Genomic DNA, 19,513 nt, shown 5'->3' on the forward strand with positions numbered 1-19,513 from the left:
AGGGAAATGGCAGCTCTTTCAGCGTCCATGCTGACCGCTGCCATTTAACCCGCTTCGGGAGATACCTGTTTCCGTTCACCTCTGCTGTCGTATTTTAAAATTTATGGTTCCAGTCAGAAAACTAACCTCGCAGGTTCAAAAAGTTTCTATGATTCCAAATACGTAGTATAATAATTTCCAAAATATGCAGATGTTAAAGGAGGTTAATTATGTTACTGACTGAAAGATATTCCGATCAAATATCTGGCGTTTTGCACTGTTATGACCGCATTATTATTCAAGGTACAATTCCTGGAATCTGCTTTGCTGCTGGGATGACAAGTTATCTCTACATGAAGAAAATCAGAATTTTTGATTATCCAAAATTTGCAGCCCCTTTTAAAGACGAAATTCGAAACAATGCTGAAGACGTTGCTTCAAAGAATGGCCTTGAAATTGAATTTGTTCGCAAAAGAAACGTTCGCAAAGAAAAAATAATTGAAAAGGTCATTAATGAACGTGGTGATCATCCTGGCCTTGTTCATATCCTTTCCGCTATGGAGGCTTGTCCTTCCTATAGACCCTGGCATAATAAAAAAACTGGGAAAACCTACCTGAAAGGAACCCAGGGAAAATGTTTACATTATTATTTTTATTTGATCGATGAAGATTTGGGGCTTTGCTATATCCGGGTCCCTACATGGTGCCCGTTTAGATTACAAATATATTTCAATGGGCATAATGCCCTCAATTCTGCCATGAGAAAAGAAGGTATTCAAAGTGTAATACGGGACAATGCAATTTTTCAAACGGAGTCATTTGAATCTGCTCAAAAATTAAGTAACGATCTAAACATAAAGCACATTCATGAGAAACTCGATGGATTTGCAAGCCTTTATTGTCCGGCTGTCAAGCATTTCCCCTTGAGTTACCATTGGAGTATTATGCAGGTCGAGTATGCGACAGACATTGTTTTTAAACGTCAGGAAGACTTAAAACTGATTTATGAAAATTTAACTAGAACTGCTATTCACTCTGTTAAACCCGAAAATATAGCTACTTTTCTTGGAAAAAAGCTCCATCCATTATATCAAGATGAGGTGGGTAATAACTTTTCGACAAGGATAGAGGGAACATGCGTCAAATTCAAAATGGGTGCAAATTCGATAAAAATGTATGATAAATACGGCATTATTCTCAGAATAGAAACGACCACAAATAATGTCTCTTTCTTTAAACACTACCGTGAGGTAGAACATCGTGATGGAACAACTTCAATGAAATTGGCACCTCTGAAGAAAGGTTTATATAGCCTGGGGCCTTTAACCAGAATACTGTTTAATGCCAACAATCGGTTCCTTAAATTCATCTCAGATATTGTTGATCCAAGTGCTGGGATTAAAAAACTAAAAAAAGTTTCAAAGACCGTTGTCAAGAATGATCGGCCGTTTAGAGGATTCAATTTCTTCAGTGAGGATGACATGAAGATATTACACTCATTAATATCTGGAGAATTTACAATCAGTGGATTTCAAAACAGAAATATTCGATTAAAGCTTGGATCTTACTCAAGCAGCCAAATTTCAAGAATTTTAAAAAGATTGCATACTCACGGTATGATTAAAAAAATAGCCCACACTTACAAATACTATTTGACACGATTTGGCAGTCAGGTAATCACCATGGGAATGAAATTGAAAACCATGGTAATAATTCCTGAATTAGCAAAGAGTTATGATGAAACAGCATGATTTTTTTGCCATAAAAACAAGAAAATCAGAGATAAGAAACTAAAAAGGCGATTAAAAAATATTTAGAATATACGGGATTTAAAAGAACAGAGTTCCAAGGAATTATTGATTCATTTACCAATAAAAAAATCTTTAAGAGAGATGATGAAGGGCACTTTTTAAAAGATATTGATGGTTCATTGATCAGGAAAGAAGAATATGTCGTCAGATAAGAAAATCGCTATTATTAACTACCACATGGGTAATTTAAGATCTGTTGAAAAGGCTTTCCAAAAAATTGGTGTAATTGCCATCATTACAAATGACCATCGGGAGATTAAAAGTGCTGATAAAATTGTATTGCCAGGGGTTGGTGCTTTTAATGAAGGAATGGAGAAATTAAAAGAATTAAAGTTAATTGATCCATTAGAAGAAGCTGTCCTGGAAAATAAGAAATTTTTTCTTGGAATATGCTTGGGGATGCAACTCCTTGGAACTAAAAGTTATGAAACAGAAGAAACACCAGGGTTGAATTGGATTGAAGGGGATGTCGTAAAATTTAATGTTAAAGACTTAAAAGTTCCCCATGTCGGTTGGAATAATATATTCTACACCCGTAAAAACTTTCTTTTTCAAAACATTCCAGATCAAACTGATTTTTATTTTGTACACTCATACCATTTTAGACCTGATATAAAAGATACTTTAAGCCAAACAAATTATGGGATTGATTTTACATCATCAGTGAATAGGGATAATATTTATGGATGTCAATTCCATCCTGAAAAAAGCCAAAAATTTGGTTTCGAGATGTTAAAGAATTTTGCAAATTTAAAAAATGATGAATAAATGTTAAAACATAGATTGATACCTTGTGTTGTAGATTCCTAAGCATTAATCTCTTAAAAATCCCAAGATTTGCTACAAAGAACTTTTTCATCAATAGGAAAGCCGGAAGGGGTTTCCTTCCGGCTTTTATCATGTAGACAGCAGTCTACCGCACTGAGCTATCCCTGGCGCTGGAGTCCCCTCACAGGCGCTTCCGTTTCACTCAGATTCGTTGAACCAGTCCGAGTTGTAAAGAATCTCGGCCGTTACGTTTTTCTCATTATGGTAATATGCTTCTTCCAGAGCGACGGTGGCGGTATTCATTACCCCTCTGCGATTTCCCCTGGTATAAGCGGCGATTAAATCAATAGCATCCTCCGTAAATAAATCTTCTGGAGCCTCAGCATTTTTCAGACGGCTGAGGATAAACAGCCGTGTTTCGTACTCATTCATTGTGTTGATCTTCATGATACCGGTAAGGCGGGACCGGATGGGAAGCATGACGTATAGTTCAAGCTGCCTGGCGAGATTTTCATCTCCCACCAAAACAAGCGATGCAGCGACTGTCTGTTTGGCTGTTCTGAACAAAAGTGAACACAAATCCCATAAGGAATCAGGTTCAACCCGTTGTGCATCATCAATGATCAAGACAGGATGGCGTGGATTTGTGCTGCCGGATAATGCTTCAATATGCTGCTGTATCCTTGTGATCAATGGTGTTCCCCGGCCTTTAATATCAACGCCCAGGGCCTGTGCAAGAACCTTTGTGAGGCCGTTTCTTGGATGGCCGGCATAGGGCAGCAGAACAGGCAAATAAACATTCTTGTCAAGATCTGATATTAATCCATGAATGAGGGTTGTCTTGCCGGAACCGGAAGGGCCATATAAAGCAGTGCTCTTTCCATGGTGAAGCAAGCGCCTGATGGTTTCCGATTTTCGCTTGTCATCATCAGACATCCACAGTTGACGTTGAATATAGGTATCTGCAAAGGGATGTCGTTTCCATCCAAAAAAATCGCCCATGGGCAAAGGTGTTGTGACGTCCATTGTTTTTGATAGCATGGCTACCTCCTTATTCTATTGGCATTTGAGATCGGGTCAACCGGTTTGGCCGGTTTCAGTTCAGGCCCGTACCAGACCATATCAAGGTTCCATGGCATGAACCACACGTCTACTCGCTGCCCGGGTAAAGCGTCGATAACCTCATAAATCCGCCTTTTAAGGCGGATGGTATTGTTCAGGTACACCTTGCAACGGCGTTTCATTCTGAACAGCGGCTCTATTTCTACTGTTTCCGGAAGCGCCTTGCAGGCACTTTGATGGCTGAGTCTTTTTTGGAGTGGAGATATGCCAAGAGAGCTGTGGATTCGCTTATGGTATGACGCCACCCATTCTCTAAATGCTTTGTTCAGGCCGTCAAGGGTTTTGGCCGGGGCTTTTTTCCCGTCAAGGAACTGATCCCGGACCGATCTAAAAAAACGTTCAACTTTACCTCGGCCCCTTGGTTTTCCAGGGGGAGTATGGATTAGGTGTATACCAAGATTGGCACAGACGAATTTAAGGTGCTTGCTGGCGTAGCAGGCCCCGTTATCCGTATAGAATCTGATAGGTTTACCATGGGTGCGGACTGAGGCCATAAGTTCAGCCATCATGACTTCAGTACTTTCAGCGGTAAAAAAACCGGCATGAACGATATACCGGGTGGCATCATCTATGATTGCATGCAGATACGTCTTACGTTTTTTGCCTTTCTCACGGATTTTAGGGCCATGTAGGAAATCTGCCATCCAAAGTTGACCAAAGAACGAATATGCAAAAGGCCGTGCAGGTACATGGGCTGCCAGATGGGGATCCCGCTTTAGATTAGCCGTTTGCGCAAACCGGTATAGGGTTGAACGGGCTGGAGATTTTTTATCCCACAGATTTTCCTGAACCAGTTGGTCCAGCATACGAGAAAGGGTCCATCTTGGATGTTCTTCTCTCAGCTTAAACAGCCGGTCTACAATTGTTTGGGGAATCGTTCCATGGGTCCCGATATCTTTCCTGGGGGAATTGTTCAGTGCCGGAAGCCCTCCATTACGGTAACGATAAAACCATTTTTTTAAAGTATCGGGAGAGTAGGACACAAAATGCCCGTCCAGCTTTCGATATTGTACAGATGAAAGCCGGATTAATGCTTCTTCAAGGGTTTCTTCATCTCCATTTCGGTGGAGAAGTCTGCTGATAATGCCGTATCTCCATACAGCAAGTTCAGCAAGATCAGGTGTCGCCATGGCCACCTCCTTAATTAAGGGTTAATCATGTGGCCATATCAACATAAACGACTGTAATTAAAAAATGTATGTTTTGTGTTGACGGCTATTTTACCCACCTGTCAGGGTAAAAACTTTGGGAAAAATCCCTGGTGAAATCCGGCCAGAAGCCAAGCGGATTCGTTCCCCAGTTCGTAATTGTTTTTTCTCGAACAAACCATGCCATAAATTTACGGCAAAAAAGCTTAAGCCGTTTTGCAATGCCTCTTTCAACACCCAGTTTCCTGGCAATCTCAGCCTGGGGCATACCTTTTTTAACCATGGCATGGCAGGATAACAGGGTCCCATACACATGGCGGATCACAGGCAAAACAAATTCCGGCAGGATCGAAAAACTTTGCCACGGGCATTCTGGGGTTTTGCACAGATACCGTTGGACTCTGATTTCAACATTATTTACGGGATGATTTCTGGGATATGTTCCATTGCGAACCACTAAAGTTCCAGAGCAATGGCAACAGCAAACTTGATTATTTTTCTTGGCAGATGCGTCATTTCTTACTATTATGTTTTCCATAAGCAGGGGGGTGGGGTTGTGGGTTTATATTATTTTGGCGAATTTTATTTATACCACAATCCCCCCCTCTTATCCCCCCCAAAAAGGGGGGGAGGAGGATCACAAGGCATGGGCGGATCCTGCTGTCTACCCCCTTCCTGTCATCAGACAAAAAACAGTCTCATTTTGAAGGACACTCATTTACTCATAATTTGTAAATGTATGTGGGATTTTTGGGTATTATAGGGGGATTGAAAAGGAAGAATCTACAGTGTATTGCTAAAAGACTGGCAGCTTGTTAAAAGCATTCAATTTGATTCATATAGGACTATCGGGCATCCTACAACAACAGTTAGAGTCTATAATGCTAGAAATGTTGATGAATTAATTGTGTTAGATATTGATGCTAGCCTTAAAAATGAAGAAATTAATACTGAAATCATTTCTGATATGGCTGATGAATGTTTTATGCCGTTGACTATTGGCGGAGGGATAGACAATACAGATGCTATTTATAAAGTTTTAAAAGCAGGAGCAGATAAAATATCAATCAATTCAAAGGCAATTGAAAATCAGCATTTTATCAGAGAAGCAGCTAAAATTTTTGGTACTCAATGTATTGTCTGCTCAATAGATGTAAAAAATATTAATGGCCAATACGTCGTATATAATAAAAAAAAAGGTTTGATAGATATAGACCCATTGACGTTAGCAAAAGAATACGAATCAATGGGTGCCGGAGAGATTCTTTTAACATCAGTTGACAATGAAGGTACACAAAAAGGTTATGATTTGGAACTTTTAAGTCTATTCAAAGAAAAATTACAAATACCATTAATTATTAATGGTGGAATGGGAAAACCTAAACATGGAGTTGATGCAATTCAGGGCGGTGCTGATGCCCTAGCGGCTGCATATATTTTTCATTTTTCACAATATACTCCGGCAGAGATAAAAAAGGAACTATATAAATTTAACATCCCTGTAAGATTATGTATATGAAAAAATAGCGGTGAGGTAGTAAATCATTTTTTCTTATTTCTTAAGGCTTCGGTAATTTTAGTAAACTCATAGTCTATATTTGGTCAGTGATGTGTAAGCGCTCTATAAACCGCACCTTGTCACTATCTTTTAACAAACAAGGATAGATTGTGTGAGGAACGAACCACAATTCTAACATCCCGGTCGAGGGAAAGATATGAATATAGCAATTATCCCAGCACGGGGTGGCAGCAAACGCATCCCGGACAAAAATATTAAAAGCTTTGCAGGCAAACCAATCATTGCCTATTCCATTGAGGCTGCAAAAGCGTCTGGAGTTTTTGACAAAATTATTGTGTCCACGGATTCGGAAAGAATTGCCGATGTTGCCCAAAAATATGGTGCTGAAATTCCTTTCATGCGCCCCGAAGAAATATCCGACGATCATACACCAACAGCGCCTGTCCTTCTCCATGCTTTGAACAAACTGTCAAAGAAAAATATCATCCCGGATTATATCTGTTGTATTTATGCCACAGCCCCCTTTTGCACCCATGAGTATATAAAAGAAGGATTTGAACTGATATCAGGGAAAAAGGTATCGTCAGTATTTTCAGTAACAACATTCCCATTTACCATATTCAGAGCCTTGAAGATTAACCAGACCGGCAATCTTCAAATGTTTTATCCTGAACATGAGTTGACAAGGTCAAACGATCTCCCAGAGGCATACCATGACGCAGGGCAATTTTACTGGCTTGAATGCAAAACATTCCTGAAACAAAAAGAACTTTACACTGAAGATGCTCTCCCGGTTATTCTGCCTCGTTATCGGGTACAGGATATTGACACGACAGAAGATTGGGAAACTGCGGAACATATGTACAATGCACTTCAAATGAGCAAACGATGAATCATAATAGAGGGGGACAACGAAACTTGTAATAAATGGCGGAGTCCCTGTTAGACAGGACCCTTTCCTCAGGTACAATACAATAGGAAATGAAGAAAAAAAGCCGTGAAACATGTTCTCGATTCCGGAATTCTGCCAAAATTTCTTGCCTGCCACTATGAAGATTTTTATGGTGGACCGGAAACTCTGACCTTGTAAAAAGAGTGGGCAGTACTTCAATGTAAAATATGCCATCACCGTCAATTCTGCAACCTCAGGTCTATCCTGTGCCATGGGTGCAACCGGTATCAAGCCCGGTGAAGAAATGATTGTATCACCATACACCATGTCAGCCTCAGCAGTGGCACCACTTGTGTATAATGCAATACCGATCTTTGCCGGGGTCTGGATCTATCAGGTGAGAATAATTGGAAGAACAAAAAATCGTCATATCATAAACAGTTCCTTTATGTCTGCTATCGATCTCCACGGAAAAGATCCAGGAGGCCCTTTCTGAAAGATCTTTTGTCTATAATTACTCAAATCATCTGAGTAATCCAGTCATCTTTGAAGAACCGGGTCAAGCTGTAAATATAAGCATTGATGATGTAACACCCAAAAGACAAAAAATCGATTGAGAAAGCCCAAAAAGAATGACCTTTCCTTCAAGGTCGAAAGAAAGGAATCGGCGTACAAAATGAGTAGACCCAAGTTATTTGTCCAAAATAATTTTTTTAAACTGCTGGTATGCTTCATAGGCCGCATCAAGGTTTCCAAGTTTTTTATGACAATCTCCTATATTTTTCAAGACTTCAACTTGTTTGGGCAAAGCCATAAAATACTGTTCATATGCCATAATAGCATTATTGTAATCTTTTTGAGCCTGAAGACTATCGCCCATATTCTTCCAATACACAGCACAATTTTTATCTATATCCACAGCTTTTTTTAGGGATTCCAAACCAGAATCAAAATCACCAAGTGCAAAACAGGCATCCGTAACAGCAATATGAAGATCAGGATTATCAGGAAAAAGGGATAATGCCTTTTGATAGCAATCCAACGCCTGAGTCGAATCTCCACTTTCCAACAAAAGATTGCCGTAAAGCCAATAGAACTCTGATAAAATATTTTTTCCAATGCATTTTTGAAGTTCTTTTTCTCTGGTTACAATTCCAATCCAATTTTCAAGAAGTCCCTTGTTTTTCTGTAGTGTTGCTTTGTCAGAGGTTTCGATATTAAGCATGACTGTCTGCAAATCATTTTCAGCCATTTTTCCAAACGCATCCCGGAGTTTTCCATGTGTGGGACAACACTTCAAACCCTTTAATAACAAATATCTGATAACTTGATTGTAGCCCCCTGGAGGAATAGACCCTTTTTTTAAACCTGCCATCTCAACATAATGATCAGCCATCTCGTAGCGTTTATCAAAAATCTTTATTTCATAGGATTCATCAGATTCAATGGATAATTGAAAACTACGCTCAGCTTTCCCATACTCACCACGATACAATGCAATGATCCCAGAATAATAATTTACTGCAGCACCCTCCATCTTAAAATCATATTTTACCAGCAACCTTTCCAGCAATACATAATTTTCAGACTGATAATAAAGATTCGCCAATTCAAGAACCTTTGGCCGCTCGAATTTAGTTCCCTCCATCCTGTCCAACAGCGCTTTTTCATTACTGTGGTAGTTGATCAATGCGTTTAACTGCTTTTTAAATTTGCCTAAATTTTTAATCCTGAGTTTATTTACCCTGTCAGTTCGCACTATACTCTTTGAGAGCCACTCCAAATATTTTCCAGGAATAGCCTCAAGGATTTCAAGTTCATTTTTTTCCCGTTCATCCTGCCTCATACCCTCCATGGTCATATCATCAAACAACGACCACAAAGGATTTTTGTCCGCTTTGTGATGACATGAATCCAGTTCGATTATTTTTTTTTGCAACTTCAAAGGAAGCGTTGACAAACAAGTCGAGCTTTCCCGATTTTTTTCAAATCCAGCCAAATCCTTTAAAATGGAGACTGCCAATCTATCTGCTTTAGTTATTGTCTTTTCAAGTTTTATGAGTTTAGTCAGGATTGATTTAATGGATTGACCCAAATTAAAGCGCCTCTGACCATAAGAATCACCGACCTCTACCCGGTCGTTGCAAAACCTGTCAATGGAAGCGGCAAGGGTCAACTCCTGGGTTCCCTCAATCACGGCGCCACCTTCTGTGGAATTAATAACTTCACCGTCAAAATGTGCTATCATTCGTTCAAAGGCAAGTTTATAGGAAAGAAATGCTCTTGTTGTGGGAACATCAGGGCCATTCACCCCTTTCACCCATAAAATATCCTGCCCGTCGTTGAGCATTCTCTCCATGGATTCTTTATTGGTGAGCACCACATTAGAAGAATGATCCCTGTTTTCTGAAAAGGCCAGGTCCTGCCCCACAAAAATCACAGGATCACATCCCATTATCTTTGCTGAGATAAGATTCATGTGGGCCACAGTTCCTGCGCCATCAACCGCTATTTTTCCGCCAAGGGAAACATTAATCCAATTTTCAAGGGCGCTGTTGGTAAAGGCCCAGAAAACATTTTTTCCAGGAAAAGTTTTAGGAACAACAGGGGTGACCCAGGACGCGCATATCAGGTTGATCCCTTGACACAAAGGGTCAGATGTCACACCGGCAATCTTTTCATAGGTAGCCGATTTGTAATCTATGGAAGTTACAAAATCAGGCTTTATCCCATGCTTAAGAAGAGAAGGAAGTGCTGTATCCACTGAGAAAATGACCGATTTACCTACAGCTTTACCAATCTGGTCAATATTTTTATCAAGGGACGGACCAGCAGCAATTATCAAAGCCGGAACCCCCTTGAATTTATCGGTCAGATCTTCAAGCAGGCGATCATGGTGAATCGAAGTCAGATGCTTTATCCTGTTCTCAAAAAACGACTGCCCATGTTTTGTCTTGGTCGCCCCTTCCATGTTGTATTCACTGACGTATTCGAAAACCGACGTAGCCAACGTGTCATAGGAATTGTTTACCTGGAAACAGGGAATGAGCTTGGAGGTGTGAATGTTTTCAAGCATGAATGCCCGGTTTGCAGGTTTAAGGATGTCTGAAACATCCTCTGGTTCACCAAGGGAAAACCCCACCCGTTTATCCTCAAGGAGTTCCACAAGATCCATATTCTTTAACGCATGGATAAAAAATTCAATGTTCAACTCAAAAATAATAATATGCTGAATTTTTTTGCGCTGCTGGGCAATCGCACGGGCTAAATATCCAAGTCCCATTCCCAGTATCAGCACCACACCCGTGGATTTTTCAGGAACCATTGAAAGAAAAGCGTCAGATTCCCTGCCTGGATCATTCCTATCATGGATAAATATGGATTTATTCCCAGGCAATTTTATTTTCAAATTAGGTTTATTGTTACCAGCAAAAACAAGCGCTGTCGAATCAGGGACATCATCCTTAGCTTCACATACTTTTTCCCATGCAAGCGTATGATTTTTTTTCAAAAGGGCTACGTTCTTTTCAAAACAAAGATTTTCAATCGCTCCCATAGGTCCTTTCTCCATAATGAATTTATTCAAGCTGATTATTAATCGTATCATAGAACATGGACAAAAAAAAAAGCAACCCCTATCGGGATTCCGCCCCTGGTAGACCCCATCAAAGAACCAAAGGTATAACCAGGCCTAAAAAAAACAGAGAATTTCCTAAAGTTTGACTTAGACATGACGATCTGTAGTTTAATTTTGCTGCATATGTTTAATCGGACACAAGGGAGGTGAAAACACAAAAAAGCAAACAATTAAGATCGCATATCTAAAGTAAGGAATCAGGACCAAACAGAACAGAAAGCTAAAAAAATGAAAGACCGACAGGGCACTGAGGCCCGCAAAAACTATTCATGGAGGATAATTAACAATGGCACTTACAATTAACACCAACATTTCAGCACTTTCAGCACACATGAACATGAAAAAGACCGATAGCGCACTGAGCGCATCCCTTGGAAGGCTCTCAACCGGTCTCAGAATCAACAAGGCAGCTGATGACGCTTCCGGCATGGCAATTGCTGACTCGTTAAAATCCCAGGGATTAGGCCTTGGCCAGGCCATAAGAAATGCCAATGATGGTATAAACATTGTCCAGACGGCAGATGGCGCACTTGATGAGGCCATCAACATCGTAAATACCATCAAGACCAAATCCATCCAGGCAGCCCAGGATGGTCAGACCTTTGAATCAAGAAAAATCATCCAAAACGACATTGATAAACTGCTGGAAGAGGTTGACCTGCTGGCATCTTCCACATCTTTTAACGGTAAAAAGCTCCTTTCCGGTGAGTTTACAAACAAGAGTTTCCAGGTGGGAGCATCCACCCGTGAAACGGTGGGTATCAGCATCGGATCAGCTGAAACTACAAAAACCGGCCATGTAACAACGGCGGATTTAAGTGTTAACGATTCTGGAACCCTTGCGCTTAATATCCACAGTAACGAGCAGGACAAAGATTTCTTGCTCCAGGCTGTGGACATGCAATACAACAACTCTGCTGAGAACGGCATCGGCGCGCTTGCCAAAGTTATCAACACCCAGTCAGATGCAACGGGAATCAGCGCCCAGGCCGTTGTGCAGTCAACTTCCAATGGTTCAATCCAAGCCGGAGAGATTGGAGATGACTTTAAGATCAACGGCATCGACATGGGTTCTATTTCTGTTTCAACCAATGACAGTGATGGAAAGCTTGCAGCAGCCATCAACCAAAAATCGGATCAGACAGGTGTTAGCGCTGCAGTAAGTCAGGGAATTCTCACCCTGAACTCTGCCGACGGCAGAGCCATCAAGGTTGACGGAGATTTAGGTGCTGTCATGGGCAAGGACGCTTCTAACATGTCAACCTTCGGTGAACTGAAGATCACACAGTCCGGTTCCAATTCTCTATCCATCACAGATTCCGACAGCGGCGCATTGACAAATGCTGAATTTAAACTGAATGACGACTTAAACAATACATCTAAGATGGTTGTTGCAAAAGGCTCTACTCTCATAGACGGTAGTACACTTGCCACTGGAACCAAAATTGGATTTGATATTACAACCAAATCGGGTGAGACAACGGAAGTGGATTCGACCCTGAAAGCGGGTTCTAAAATCAAAGATGGCTCAACCATAGCGGCAGGTACAACCTTTGGGGGAACAATCAACATTCTCTCCGGTGAAACCTTAACCGAAGACTCCCTTCTCGCAAAGGGCAGCACCTTAAAAAGTGGCACAAAATTAGCTGCAGGCACCGTGCTTTCAACGAACATAACTACAAGTGGTGGTGTAATATCAGCAGGTTCCACCCTCTCATCAGAGTCTGAACTTGTTGGGGACGTAACCCTATTGGGAGATATGACAGCAAAGACAGGCTCCATTCTTGACGCGGGTTCGAGTATGGCTAAAGGCTCCACACTAAGCAACGACATTATGACCTCCGGAACTTCAACATTGACCCAGGATATGGTCCTTAAGAAGGATTCAACACTCATATCGGGCTCTACGCTAAAAGCCGGTTCAACCCTAGGTACAACTTTTGAAGGTACAGCAATTACGTCAGGTAATTTCACCCAGGACATGGAACTGGCGAACGGTTCGACCCTAATAACAGCATCAGAACTTGCAGTTGGATCAACAATTGGAGGTGATCTCGACATAGACGGTGAGACCGAATTGCTTGGCGACACCACAATGGCTGCAGGTTCAATCATTGCATCCGGGTCAACCATTGCCAAGGGGACCTATCTGACCAATGATATCACAACATCAACAGGTGGTACCGTTAAGGCAGGCAGCACCCTTGAGCAAGATATCGCAACAAAGGGTACGAATACTCTCTTTAACGAGATGACCGTTGCCAAGGGCACAAAACTGGCGGACACTAGCGTCATTGCCAATGCCGGAGGTGGAACCGCTTCAGACATCTCCATTGAAGACTCCGAGGTGACCCGACTCAGCGATATCGATGTCACCAGCCAGGAGGGGGCGCAGATTGCCATTGCCGTGGCTGACTCGGCACTGAAAGACTATGACAAAATCCGGTCTGACCTGGGTTCCACCCAGAACCAGCTCACATCAACCATCTCCAACATCAGCGTGACCCAGATCAATGTTAATGCAGCTGAGTCCTCCATCCGGGACGTGGATTTTGCAGCAGAGTCACAGACCTTTTCAAAGCTGCAGATACTGGCCCAGTCCGGGGCCTATGCAATGGCCCAGGCCAACTCGTCCTCCCAGACGGTGATGAGCCTGCTCCAGTAAACCCGTAACCCATAACCCAAAGGTTGCTCCGCTCTAATCAATAAGGGCAACCTTTCAATCGGAATGCCCTGGAAATTATTCTCCAGGGCATTTCAGGTTTAAGTTTACAGGTTCAACTGCCGAAGAGTATCTTATATTTAAATACCACTTCAGCATCCAGGAGGATTTAAGATGAGTTCAGGCAGTATATCAACATTAGGTATTGGTTCAGGCCTTGACCTCCAGGGAATTCTTGACGATTTAAGGGCCGTGGATCAAACGACCATCACCAACCAGGAAACCGAACAAACCGGTATTAAAGAGAAAGTCCAGGAATTCAACCAGCTGAATTCAACCCTTCTCTCCATGAAATCAACGGCCCTGGATCTCTCCCTGGGGTCCAACTTTCTGAACAGAGAAATCACTGCCTCGGGTAACGCCGTGACAGCCACATCAGTTTCGGGTGCCAAAACAATGTCCCACTCGATGGAGGTGACAGCCCTTGCCTCCCACAGTTCGTGGAACTCAGAAGGGATTTCTGAAAAAACAGACTCCGTGGCTGTGGCCGACGGCACCTTTTCCTTTAGAATGGGGGAAACAGGGTCATCTGTTTCCATTGAAATCCCCGCCGGAACAACCCTCCAGGGACTTGCGGACCTGATCAACGAAAGCGATGCCAATCCAGGCGTAACCGCATCCATTGCCGACACAGGCGTGGGAGATGAGCCCTATCGCCTGGTTCTCACCAGTGACAATACCGGTGAGGATAACAGAATATTCATTGACAGCCAGCTTTCAGGCCTTGAACTCACCGAATCCGGCGGGGCGTTCCATACACCCCCCACAAGCGACGCAGCCGTTGCCGACACCATGGACATTACAGGTGCCAACAATGAAATCGTCTTCAGGGAAAGACTTGTCGACGGCACCCTTGGCGCTGCCCTCACAGCCACCATTCCCGAAATTGAGGGATACGCTCCGGAAGATCTTGCCGCTGCTGTGGAAACAGCCATGGAGGCCGCATCCCTATCGGGGGGCAATGCCATTGACTACACGGTATCCTTTGACACCATTGAAAAAAAATTCACCATTGAAGCGAACGGGTCAGACCTTTATGAACTGAACATGGATTGGGAAAACTCTTCAGCTGCCACGGATCTGGGTTTTAACAAGGAAACAGACACCTACAGACTCCATGATTCCAATTTAAATGCAAGGTTCACGGTTGACGCCATCGCCTACCAGAGGCAGTCAAACACCGCCATAACCGATGTCATCCAGGGAATTTCCCTTAACATGACAGAAACCGGGACCAGCACCATCAGCGCCACAGAAGATCTTGGAGATGTCAAAACAGCCATCCAGGAACTGGTGGAGTCCCTGAACACCCTGAAGACAGAGATAGATTCCAACAACACCTATGACAGCGACACCCAGACAAAAGGGGTATTGTTTGGGGAAAATGCCGTCAACCGGATCGATGACGAGCTTTTAACATTCATGGGCAACGCTATTACCACGGGAAGTTCCATAACAAACCTGTTTGACCTTGGGCTTGAAATTGACGAAGACGGAGTCTTCAGTATTGACGAAACAGTTCTGGACGCCATGCTTTCAGCAAATGCCCGAGAGGTTCAGACCTTTTTTATCGGTGACCTTGAATCTGAAACCACTGGATTTGCAGACCTTTTAAATGAAAAACTGAGGGCATATACAGGTTCTGACGGTCTTATCCCAACTGAGACAGATGCGGCCCAGGACCGGATAGATCGAATCACCACAGAAATAGCAGACGATACAGCAAGGCTTGATAAACGGTATGAGATCATGGCCAATCAGTTTGTCCAACTTGATATTTTCATGCAACAGATGACAGCACAATCGGATTATTTAACACAAATATTTGAATCAGATACAGATAGTTAACAGGAGGTCTTTAATGAACGCAAACATGGCATATCAAACCTATCAGCAATCCCAGACACATGAATGTATGGAACCGGCACAGCTCACCCTTCTCCTTTATAAGGAAGCCATCAGAAGGCTCAACCTGACAAAGAGTGCTCTTTTGGAAAAAGACATCCCCAAACGGGGCGAGAACCTTGGCAGGGCCATAGCCATCATCTCAGAACTGAACGCCTGCATTCCTGGGGACAACCAGCCCGATGAAATTCTTTTTTTAAAGGGCCTTTACACATCAATACTTATGGAACTTCCCAAGGTGAATATAACTAAAAACCCAGCGACCCTGGATACGGCATTAAAATACATCCAGCGGCTAAAGGATATCTGGGAAAATGACGTCATGGGCGGTGGGCAACCTAAAAAAAAGATAGCCCTGGTCAAAAATATCGAGTATGCATAACCCATAAAAGGTCTGTAAGATGAGCGCACCCAAAAGATTAGAACAAAGATTAAACCACTTAGAAAGTCTCCAGGAACGTCAGATGCTTATCCTTGGCAATGGTGCGGCCATCCTTGAAAAGAACCGGATAAAAGAGATAGCCTTTGAAAGGAACCAGGCCTTTGAAAATCTCAGGAATGAGTTATCTGCAATTTCAGGGAAAGTCAAAGCCTTGAGGCACCCGGCATTTGAAGGGTGCAGACACCAGGTTGCAAGAATTCTTGAAAGAGACAAAATCCTGACGCAAATGATCAAAGACCGTCGAGATGAACTTTCAATAAAAATGACGACCATTCAGAAGGGCAGAAGGACATTAAGGGGATACCAGGGGTCACCAAACCGACCTGGAACTTCCATGGAATATACCGGATAAACCAATCCTGTCACTGGAAAAGAGGACAAAATGAACACAAGCAATACTGCAACGACAGATACCAATACGATCTCCCCACCTTCATCCCTCTACACGGGCAATGTCAAACGTAACGGCACTGAGCCGACCAACGAATCAGGGCAACTCAAAATCGTTGGAAAATCAAACAGTATCAGCAAGTTTGACAAAACGGCTAAAGACGTTGTCTCCAAGGAAGAGGCCAGCGATATTGTCGAGAACCTTTACGAACTTACAGACATGCTCCAGACCTCCCTGACCTTCCAGGTGGACGAAAAAAGTGACTCTGTGGTCATCAAGGTCATTGACAAAAAGAACAATGGGGTCATCCGCCAGATTCCCAACGAAGACATTCTGAAACTGAGGGAAAAAATGGATGAAATGACCGGGCTTCTTTTAAGCGAAAGTGTGTAAGGGCTGTTATCCCGGAAACAGTGAATGCTTGAGGGGATACCCGCTGTTTTCGAGGATGAGCTGATAGCTTTCTTTCTTTGCGTTGTTTATGGCAATGGGCCCCATGAGATTGACGGTCATCTGATCGGGCCTGTGGGCGGGAATGGTAACCACGGCCAGGTAGGAAATGTCATCATCCCTGCGCCAGGACGCTGCCTTGAGAACCCTGTGCTGGTCAATGGCGTAATCTTCTATCACAAGAAAAGGGTCAATGACAAAAAAAGCCAGGTCAGGATTGTCCACTGCCTGGTAGAGCTTGAACGGCTCCATAATTTTTTCCTGGATCAGCACATAGCGTTTGTAGCTTTCAAAGCCGAGCATCCCGTCGGGCATTACCACTATTTTTGCCTCGTCAACCTCTATCCTGCCAAATTTGCGAGTCTCAATTTCCAGCATCCTGATCCTTATTTATTCCTCTTTTTTACTCTTTCTGGCCCAAAGGGTGGCAGCCTTAGCCAAGTCGGTAACGCTTCCCCGTGACGAAAGGATATTTTCCTGGTGAATCTCTTCGTACACCTCGTTCCTTAACACGGAAACGGTCGACGGCGCATCAATGCCGATGCGAATCCTGTTTTTGCCGATATCAATGACTTTGACAACGATATCATCGGATATCCTGATACTCTCCCCAACCTTCCGTGTAAGAACAAGCATAAACACTCCATTACATGTAATCAACCAGACTGATGCTCATGATCTTGGAAGTTGAGGCAAGTGCTGCTTCATAGGCTGTCTCAATGGCCTTCAGATCCATCACTGACTGGACAATGTCAGCGTCCTCAACCATGGAACGCCTCTCTGTAACGCTTAAGGTAGTTTCCGACATTACATTGACCCTGATTTCAAGGTTATTCTGCTTTAAACCGGAATCGGCAATATAGGACTGCACCTGGTCCATGTGGGAATCCAGCCGGGACAATGTGCGGGTCAGCCCCTCAACATCGTTTGCGACAAGATAATCCTTTAGATCAAACAGGGTGTTAAAAACACCCCACTCAGGTGCGTCATCGCTCGCGGGTGGCGTATGGACACTTATTTTAGAATCAAATCCAAGGTCCTTGCCAAGGGCTTTTGCCGAGCTGCTCGCCGTCCAGTCAAATTGAAGCTCCTTTAACCTGGATTTTCCTTCCTCCTGAATCACAAACACCTTTTTACCACGATCAAAGGAAACTTCATAGTCAATTTTGCCTGAAACCTCTGGATAGTAATCCTCGGATGCCGTTTCCATCAATGCTTCGATCTCGTTGGCAAGATCTGTAAAATCCGGTGAACCGGTTTCCGAATAAACAACACCCGGGGTGAGGGTTATGGCCATGGGTCCCTGGAGGCCGTAGCCATCGTCTCTGTCCTCATAAAAAACGATCTCATCGTTATCACCCGCAGTTATGGTTATGGGGTCTGATACCAGGGTCGCAGGATCAAAAGAAACCTTGTTGTCGCTGACAACGGCATCCCTTATGTCAACCGAATCAAATCCAATATCCGGAGCGATACTGGTGCCGACCCCATGACTTAAATCCCCACCCGAAGGATAAAGGTCATCCTGGGTAAAGCCAAGGGCATCTGCCGCGGAATTAAGACTGGGTTCACTGTTCCAGTTCACCTGAAAAGCCTCAAGATTTGTGCCGCTCTCAGCCCGAATGGCAAATTTATTGGTCACATCATTAAAGGAAACCTGATACCCACCCGAAGAGACCTGGTTCATCTCATATTGAACCTTTGAGGCCAGGGATTTACCACTGTCATAATCCTGGGAGGGAATAACAACAGTAAGGGGTTCCCCAAGGCCTGTCCCTAAATCTTCCCGGAACTCAAAAGTGTTGTTCAATTCAGTAATGGTAAACCCAAGCACGGCCTGATCACTTTCAATGGCGTCGATACTCTTACCCGAATGGGTGCCGCTCCCCAAAAGAAGCTCCACATGGGCACCTTTTTTTGATCCGTCATCCTGAATGGAAAACGTCCCAGAGGTTGAATCAAAACGAACATCGTATTTCAAACCATACCCTTCATTGGTGGCTGAAACTTTGTCCATGGCAGTTTCAATGGCCTCGGCAAGTTCTTCTTTGGTATAGGTGCCATCGGCAACAACCGCCGTCAGTTCATTTCCCGCCTGTAAATAATCGGGAGAAAATTCCCTGAAATCAAGTGAATTGTTTGATCCGTCAATGGTGATCTTGTCTTCCCAGAATATTTTTGCCCCGTTTCTTCCCACCTCAAGGGTTGAAGTCTCACCGGTTTTAATGGAAAACGGGTTTGAGTCGCCGTTGTAAACCACGGCTGTAGGGTTGAGTTCATTGTCAAAGGTCAAGGGTTTTTCAGAAATTTTTGAACCGCTGAAAATATAGTTGTCCAGCACCTGGGAATTGCCAATATCCACCAATTGCTTGATGATATTGTCAACATTGTCCGCCATGGCAGCCCTTTGATCCGTGCCCGCTGCAGCACTGGAAAGCTGCTGAATACTAATCTTGAGTTCAAGCAGAGAATCGTTGGTGGATGTCAGGGCCGCCTCTCCCGTATCAAGCCATGTTTTTCCCATATCAATATTTCTATTAAACTGTTCAAGCCCCTTAAGGTTTGTATTCATCCCCATTACCTGGCTCAGGCCAATGGGATCATCGGACATGGAATTGATACGTTTCTGGGTGGAAACGACCTCATTGGCATCCTGGAGATTACTGGTGATCGTTCCGAGTCGATAGGTGGCCGATGAATAAATTGAAATATTGGGTACTCTCATGG

The 19,513-nt window shown here is 43.3% G+C and carries 16 protein-coding genes and 1 pseudogene; 10 read left to right on the top strand and 7 right to left on the bottom strand.

The genetic code is table 11. The features are described 5' to 3' along the window. Window positions 1–209: 209 nt before the first annotated feature. The gene (locus HRM2_RS18150; RefSeq protein WP_015905485.1) at window positions 210–1,730 is read left to right on the top strand and encodes a hypothetical protein; all 1,521 of its coding nucleotides are present in this window, start codon (window positions 210–212) and stop codon (window positions 1,728–1,730) included. A 198-nt stretch (window positions 1,731–1,928) separates the two neighbouring features. After that, on the top strand, window positions 1,929–2,558 hold the full coding sequence (gene hisH / locus HRM2_RS18155; protein ID WP_015905486.1) for an imidazole glycerol phosphate synthase subunit HisH: 630 nt from the start codon (window positions 1,929–1,931) through the stop codon (window positions 2,556–2,558). 198 nt (window positions 2,559–2,756) lie between these two features. Here hisH and HRM2_RS18160 read toward each other — a convergent pair whose 3' ends face one another. The 3 genes from HRM2_RS18160 to HRM2_RS27775 all read right to left on the bottom strand — a co-directional run bounded on the left by HRM2_RS18160 (window position 2,757) and on the right by HRM2_RS27775 (window position 5,366). After that, window positions 2,757–3,599: an ExeA family protein gene (locus HRM2_RS18160; protein WP_015905198.1), complete on the bottom strand. Its 843-nt coding sequence runs from the start codon at window positions 3,597–3,599 to the stop codon at window positions 2,757–2,759. A gap of 2 nt (window positions 3,600–3,601) precedes the next feature. Next, the gene (locus tag HRM2_RS18165) at window positions 3,602–4,810 is read right to left on the bottom strand and encodes an IS481 family transposase (protein WP_015905197.1); all 1,209 of its coding nucleotides are present in this window, start codon (window positions 4,808–4,810) and stop codon (window positions 3,602–3,604) included. Window positions 4,811–4,895: 85 nt separating this feature from the next. Next, entirely contained in the window at window positions 4,896–5,366 is a 471-nt protein-coding gene (locus tag HRM2_RS27775) for a hypothetical protein (protein ID WP_015905196.1), read from the bottom strand. A gap of 255 nt (window positions 5,367–5,621) precedes the next feature. On the opposite strand from HRM2_RS27775, the gene HRM2_RS18175 reads away from it, so the two are divergent. The 3 genes and pseudogenes from HRM2_RS18175 to HRM2_RS27410 all read left to right on the top strand — a co-directional run. Continuing rightward, window positions 5,622–6,347 carry an imidazole glycerol phosphate synthase cyclase subunit gene (locus HRM2_RS18175; protein ID WP_015905488.1) on the top strand — a complete coding sequence of 242 codons (726 nt, stop codon included), beginning with the start codon at window positions 5,622–5,624 and terminating at the stop codon, window positions 6,345–6,347. 196 nt (window positions 6,348–6,543) lie between these two features. Then, window positions 6,544–7,239 (top strand): pseudaminic acid cytidylyltransferase, encoded by a 696-nt coding sequence (gene pseF, locus HRM2_RS18180; protein WP_015905489.1) that lies wholly within the window; start codon window positions 6,544–6,546, stop codon window positions 7,237–7,239. A gap of 217 nt (window positions 7,240–7,456) precedes the next feature. Next, a pseudogene (locus HRM2_RS27410) lies at window positions 7,457–7,735 on the top strand (DegT/DnrJ/EryC1/StrS family aminotransferase); the annotation flags it as partial. Between the two features lie 195 nt (window positions 7,736–7,930). Here HRM2_RS27410 and HRM2_RS18190 read toward each other — a convergent pair. Then, window positions 7,931–10,825: a 6-hydroxymethylpterin diphosphokinase MptE-like protein gene (locus HRM2_RS18190; RefSeq protein ID WP_187149276.1), complete on the bottom strand. Its 2,895-nt coding sequence runs from the start codon at window positions 10,823–10,825 to the stop codon at window positions 7,931–7,933. A gap of 337 nt (window positions 10,826–11,162) precedes the next feature. Between HRM2_RS18190 and HRM2_RS18195 the strand changes: the two genes are divergently transcribed. From HRM2_RS18195 to HRM2_RS25485, 5 genes are all read left to right on the top strand, one after another. After that, the gene (locus HRM2_RS18195; RefSeq protein ID WP_015905492.1) at window positions 11,163–13,541 is read left to right on the top strand and encodes a flagellin N-terminal helical domain-containing protein; all 2,379 of its coding nucleotides are present in this window, start codon (window positions 11,163–11,165) and stop codon (window positions 13,539–13,541) included. Window positions 13,542–13,712: 171 nt separating this feature from the next. Next, window positions 13,713–15,446, top strand: a complete 1,734-nt coding sequence (gene fliD, locus HRM2_RS25480; RefSeq protein ID WP_015905493.1) for a flagellar filament capping protein FliD — start codon at window positions 13,713–13,715, stop codon at window positions 15,444–15,446. A 13-nt stretch (window positions 15,447–15,459) separates the two neighbouring features. After that, window positions 15,460–15,885: a flagellar export chaperone FliS gene (gene fliS / locus HRM2_RS18205; protein ID WP_015905494.1), complete on the top strand. Its 426-nt coding sequence runs from the start codon at window positions 15,460–15,462 to the stop codon at window positions 15,883–15,885. A gap of 19 nt (window positions 15,886–15,904) precedes the next feature. After that, the gene (locus HRM2_RS18210) at window positions 15,905–16,297 is read left to right on the top strand and encodes a hypothetical protein (RefSeq protein WP_015905495.1); all 393 of its coding nucleotides are present in this window, start codon (window positions 15,905–15,907) and stop codon (window positions 16,295–16,297) included. A 30-nt stretch (window positions 16,298–16,327) separates the two neighbouring features. Next, on the top strand, window positions 16,328–16,729 hold the full coding sequence (locus HRM2_RS25485; protein ID WP_015905496.1) for a flagellar protein FlaG: 402 nt from the start codon (window positions 16,328–16,330) through the stop codon (window positions 16,727–16,729). Window positions 16,730–16,735: 6 nt separating this feature from the next. Here HRM2_RS25485 and fliW read toward each other — a convergent pair whose 3' ends face one another. From fliW to flgL, 3 genes are read right to left on the bottom strand one after another with little or no spacing between them, the layout of a single operon-like run. After that, complete coding sequence (gene fliW, locus HRM2_RS18220; RefSeq protein ID WP_015905497.1) at window positions 16,736–17,164, bottom strand: flagellar assembly protein FliW; 429 nt, start codon at window positions 17,162–17,164, stop codon at window positions 16,736–16,738. A gap of 12 nt (window positions 17,165–17,176) precedes the next feature. Next, entirely contained in the window at window positions 17,177–17,422 is a 246-nt protein-coding gene (gene csrA, locus HRM2_RS18225) for a carbon storage regulator CsrA (protein WP_015905498.1), read from the bottom strand. A gap of 10 nt (window positions 17,423–17,432) precedes the next feature. Further along, window positions 17,433–19,511 (bottom strand): flagellar hook-associated protein FlgL, encoded by a 2,079-nt coding sequence (flgL, locus tag HRM2_RS18230; RefSeq protein WP_015905499.1) that lies wholly within the window; start codon window positions 19,509–19,511, stop codon window positions 17,433–17,435. Window positions 19,512–19,513 lie beyond the last annotated feature (2 nt).

Source organism: Desulforapulum autotrophicum HRM2 (assembly GCF_000020365.1).
GTDB classification, from domain to species: Bacteria; Desulfobacterota; Desulfobacteria; order Desulfobacterales; family Desulfobacteraceae; genus Desulforapulum; species Desulforapulum autotrophicum.

Coding starts and splice junctions, on each gene's coding strand:
- HRM2_RS18150 (WP_015905485.1), top strand. CDS start 210: ATGTTACTGACTGAAAGATATTCCGATCAAATATCTGGCGTTTTGCAC.
- hisH (WP_015905486.1), top strand. CDS start 1,929: ATGTCGTCAGATAAGAAAATCGCTATTATTAACTACCACATGGGTAAT.
- HRM2_RS18160 (WP_015905198.1), bottom strand. CDS start 3,599: ATGCTATCAAAAACAATGGACGTCACAACACCTTTGCCCATGGGCGAT.
- HRM2_RS18165 (WP_015905197.1), bottom strand. CDS start 4,810: ATGGCGACACCTGATCTTGCTGAACTTGCTGTATGGAGATACGGCATT.
- HRM2_RS27775 (WP_015905196.1), bottom strand. CDS start 5,366: ATGGAAAACATAATAGTAAGAAATGACGCATCTGCCAAGAAAAATAAT.
- pseF (WP_015905489.1), top strand. CDS start 6,544: ATGAATATAGCAATTATCCCAGCACGGGGTGGCAGCAAACGCATCCCG.
- HRM2_RS18195 (WP_015905492.1), top strand. CDS start 11,163: ATGGCACTTACAATTAACACCAACATTTCAGCACTTTCAGCACACATG.
- fliD (WP_015905493.1), top strand. CDS start 13,713: ATGAGTTCAGGCAGTATATCAACATTAGGTATTGGTTCAGGCCTTGAC.
- fliS (WP_015905494.1), top strand. CDS start 15,460: ATGAACGCAAACATGGCATATCAAACCTATCAGCAATCCCAGACACAT.
- HRM2_RS18210 (WP_015905495.1), top strand. CDS start 15,905: ATGAGCGCACCCAAAAGATTAGAACAAAGATTAAACCACTTAGAAAGT.
- HRM2_RS25485 (WP_015905496.1), top strand. CDS start 16,328: ATGAACACAAGCAATACTGCAACGACAGATACCAATACGATCTCCCCA.
- fliW (WP_015905497.1), bottom strand. CDS start 17,164: ATGCTGGAAATTGAGACTCGCAAATTTGGCAGGATAGAGGTTGACGAG.
- csrA (WP_015905498.1), bottom strand. CDS start 17,422: ATGCTTGTTCTTACACGGAAGGTTGGGGAGAGTATCAGGATATCCGAT.
- flgL (WP_015905499.1), bottom strand. CDS start 19,511: ATGAGAGTACCCAATATTTCAATTTATTCATCGGCCACCTATCGACTC.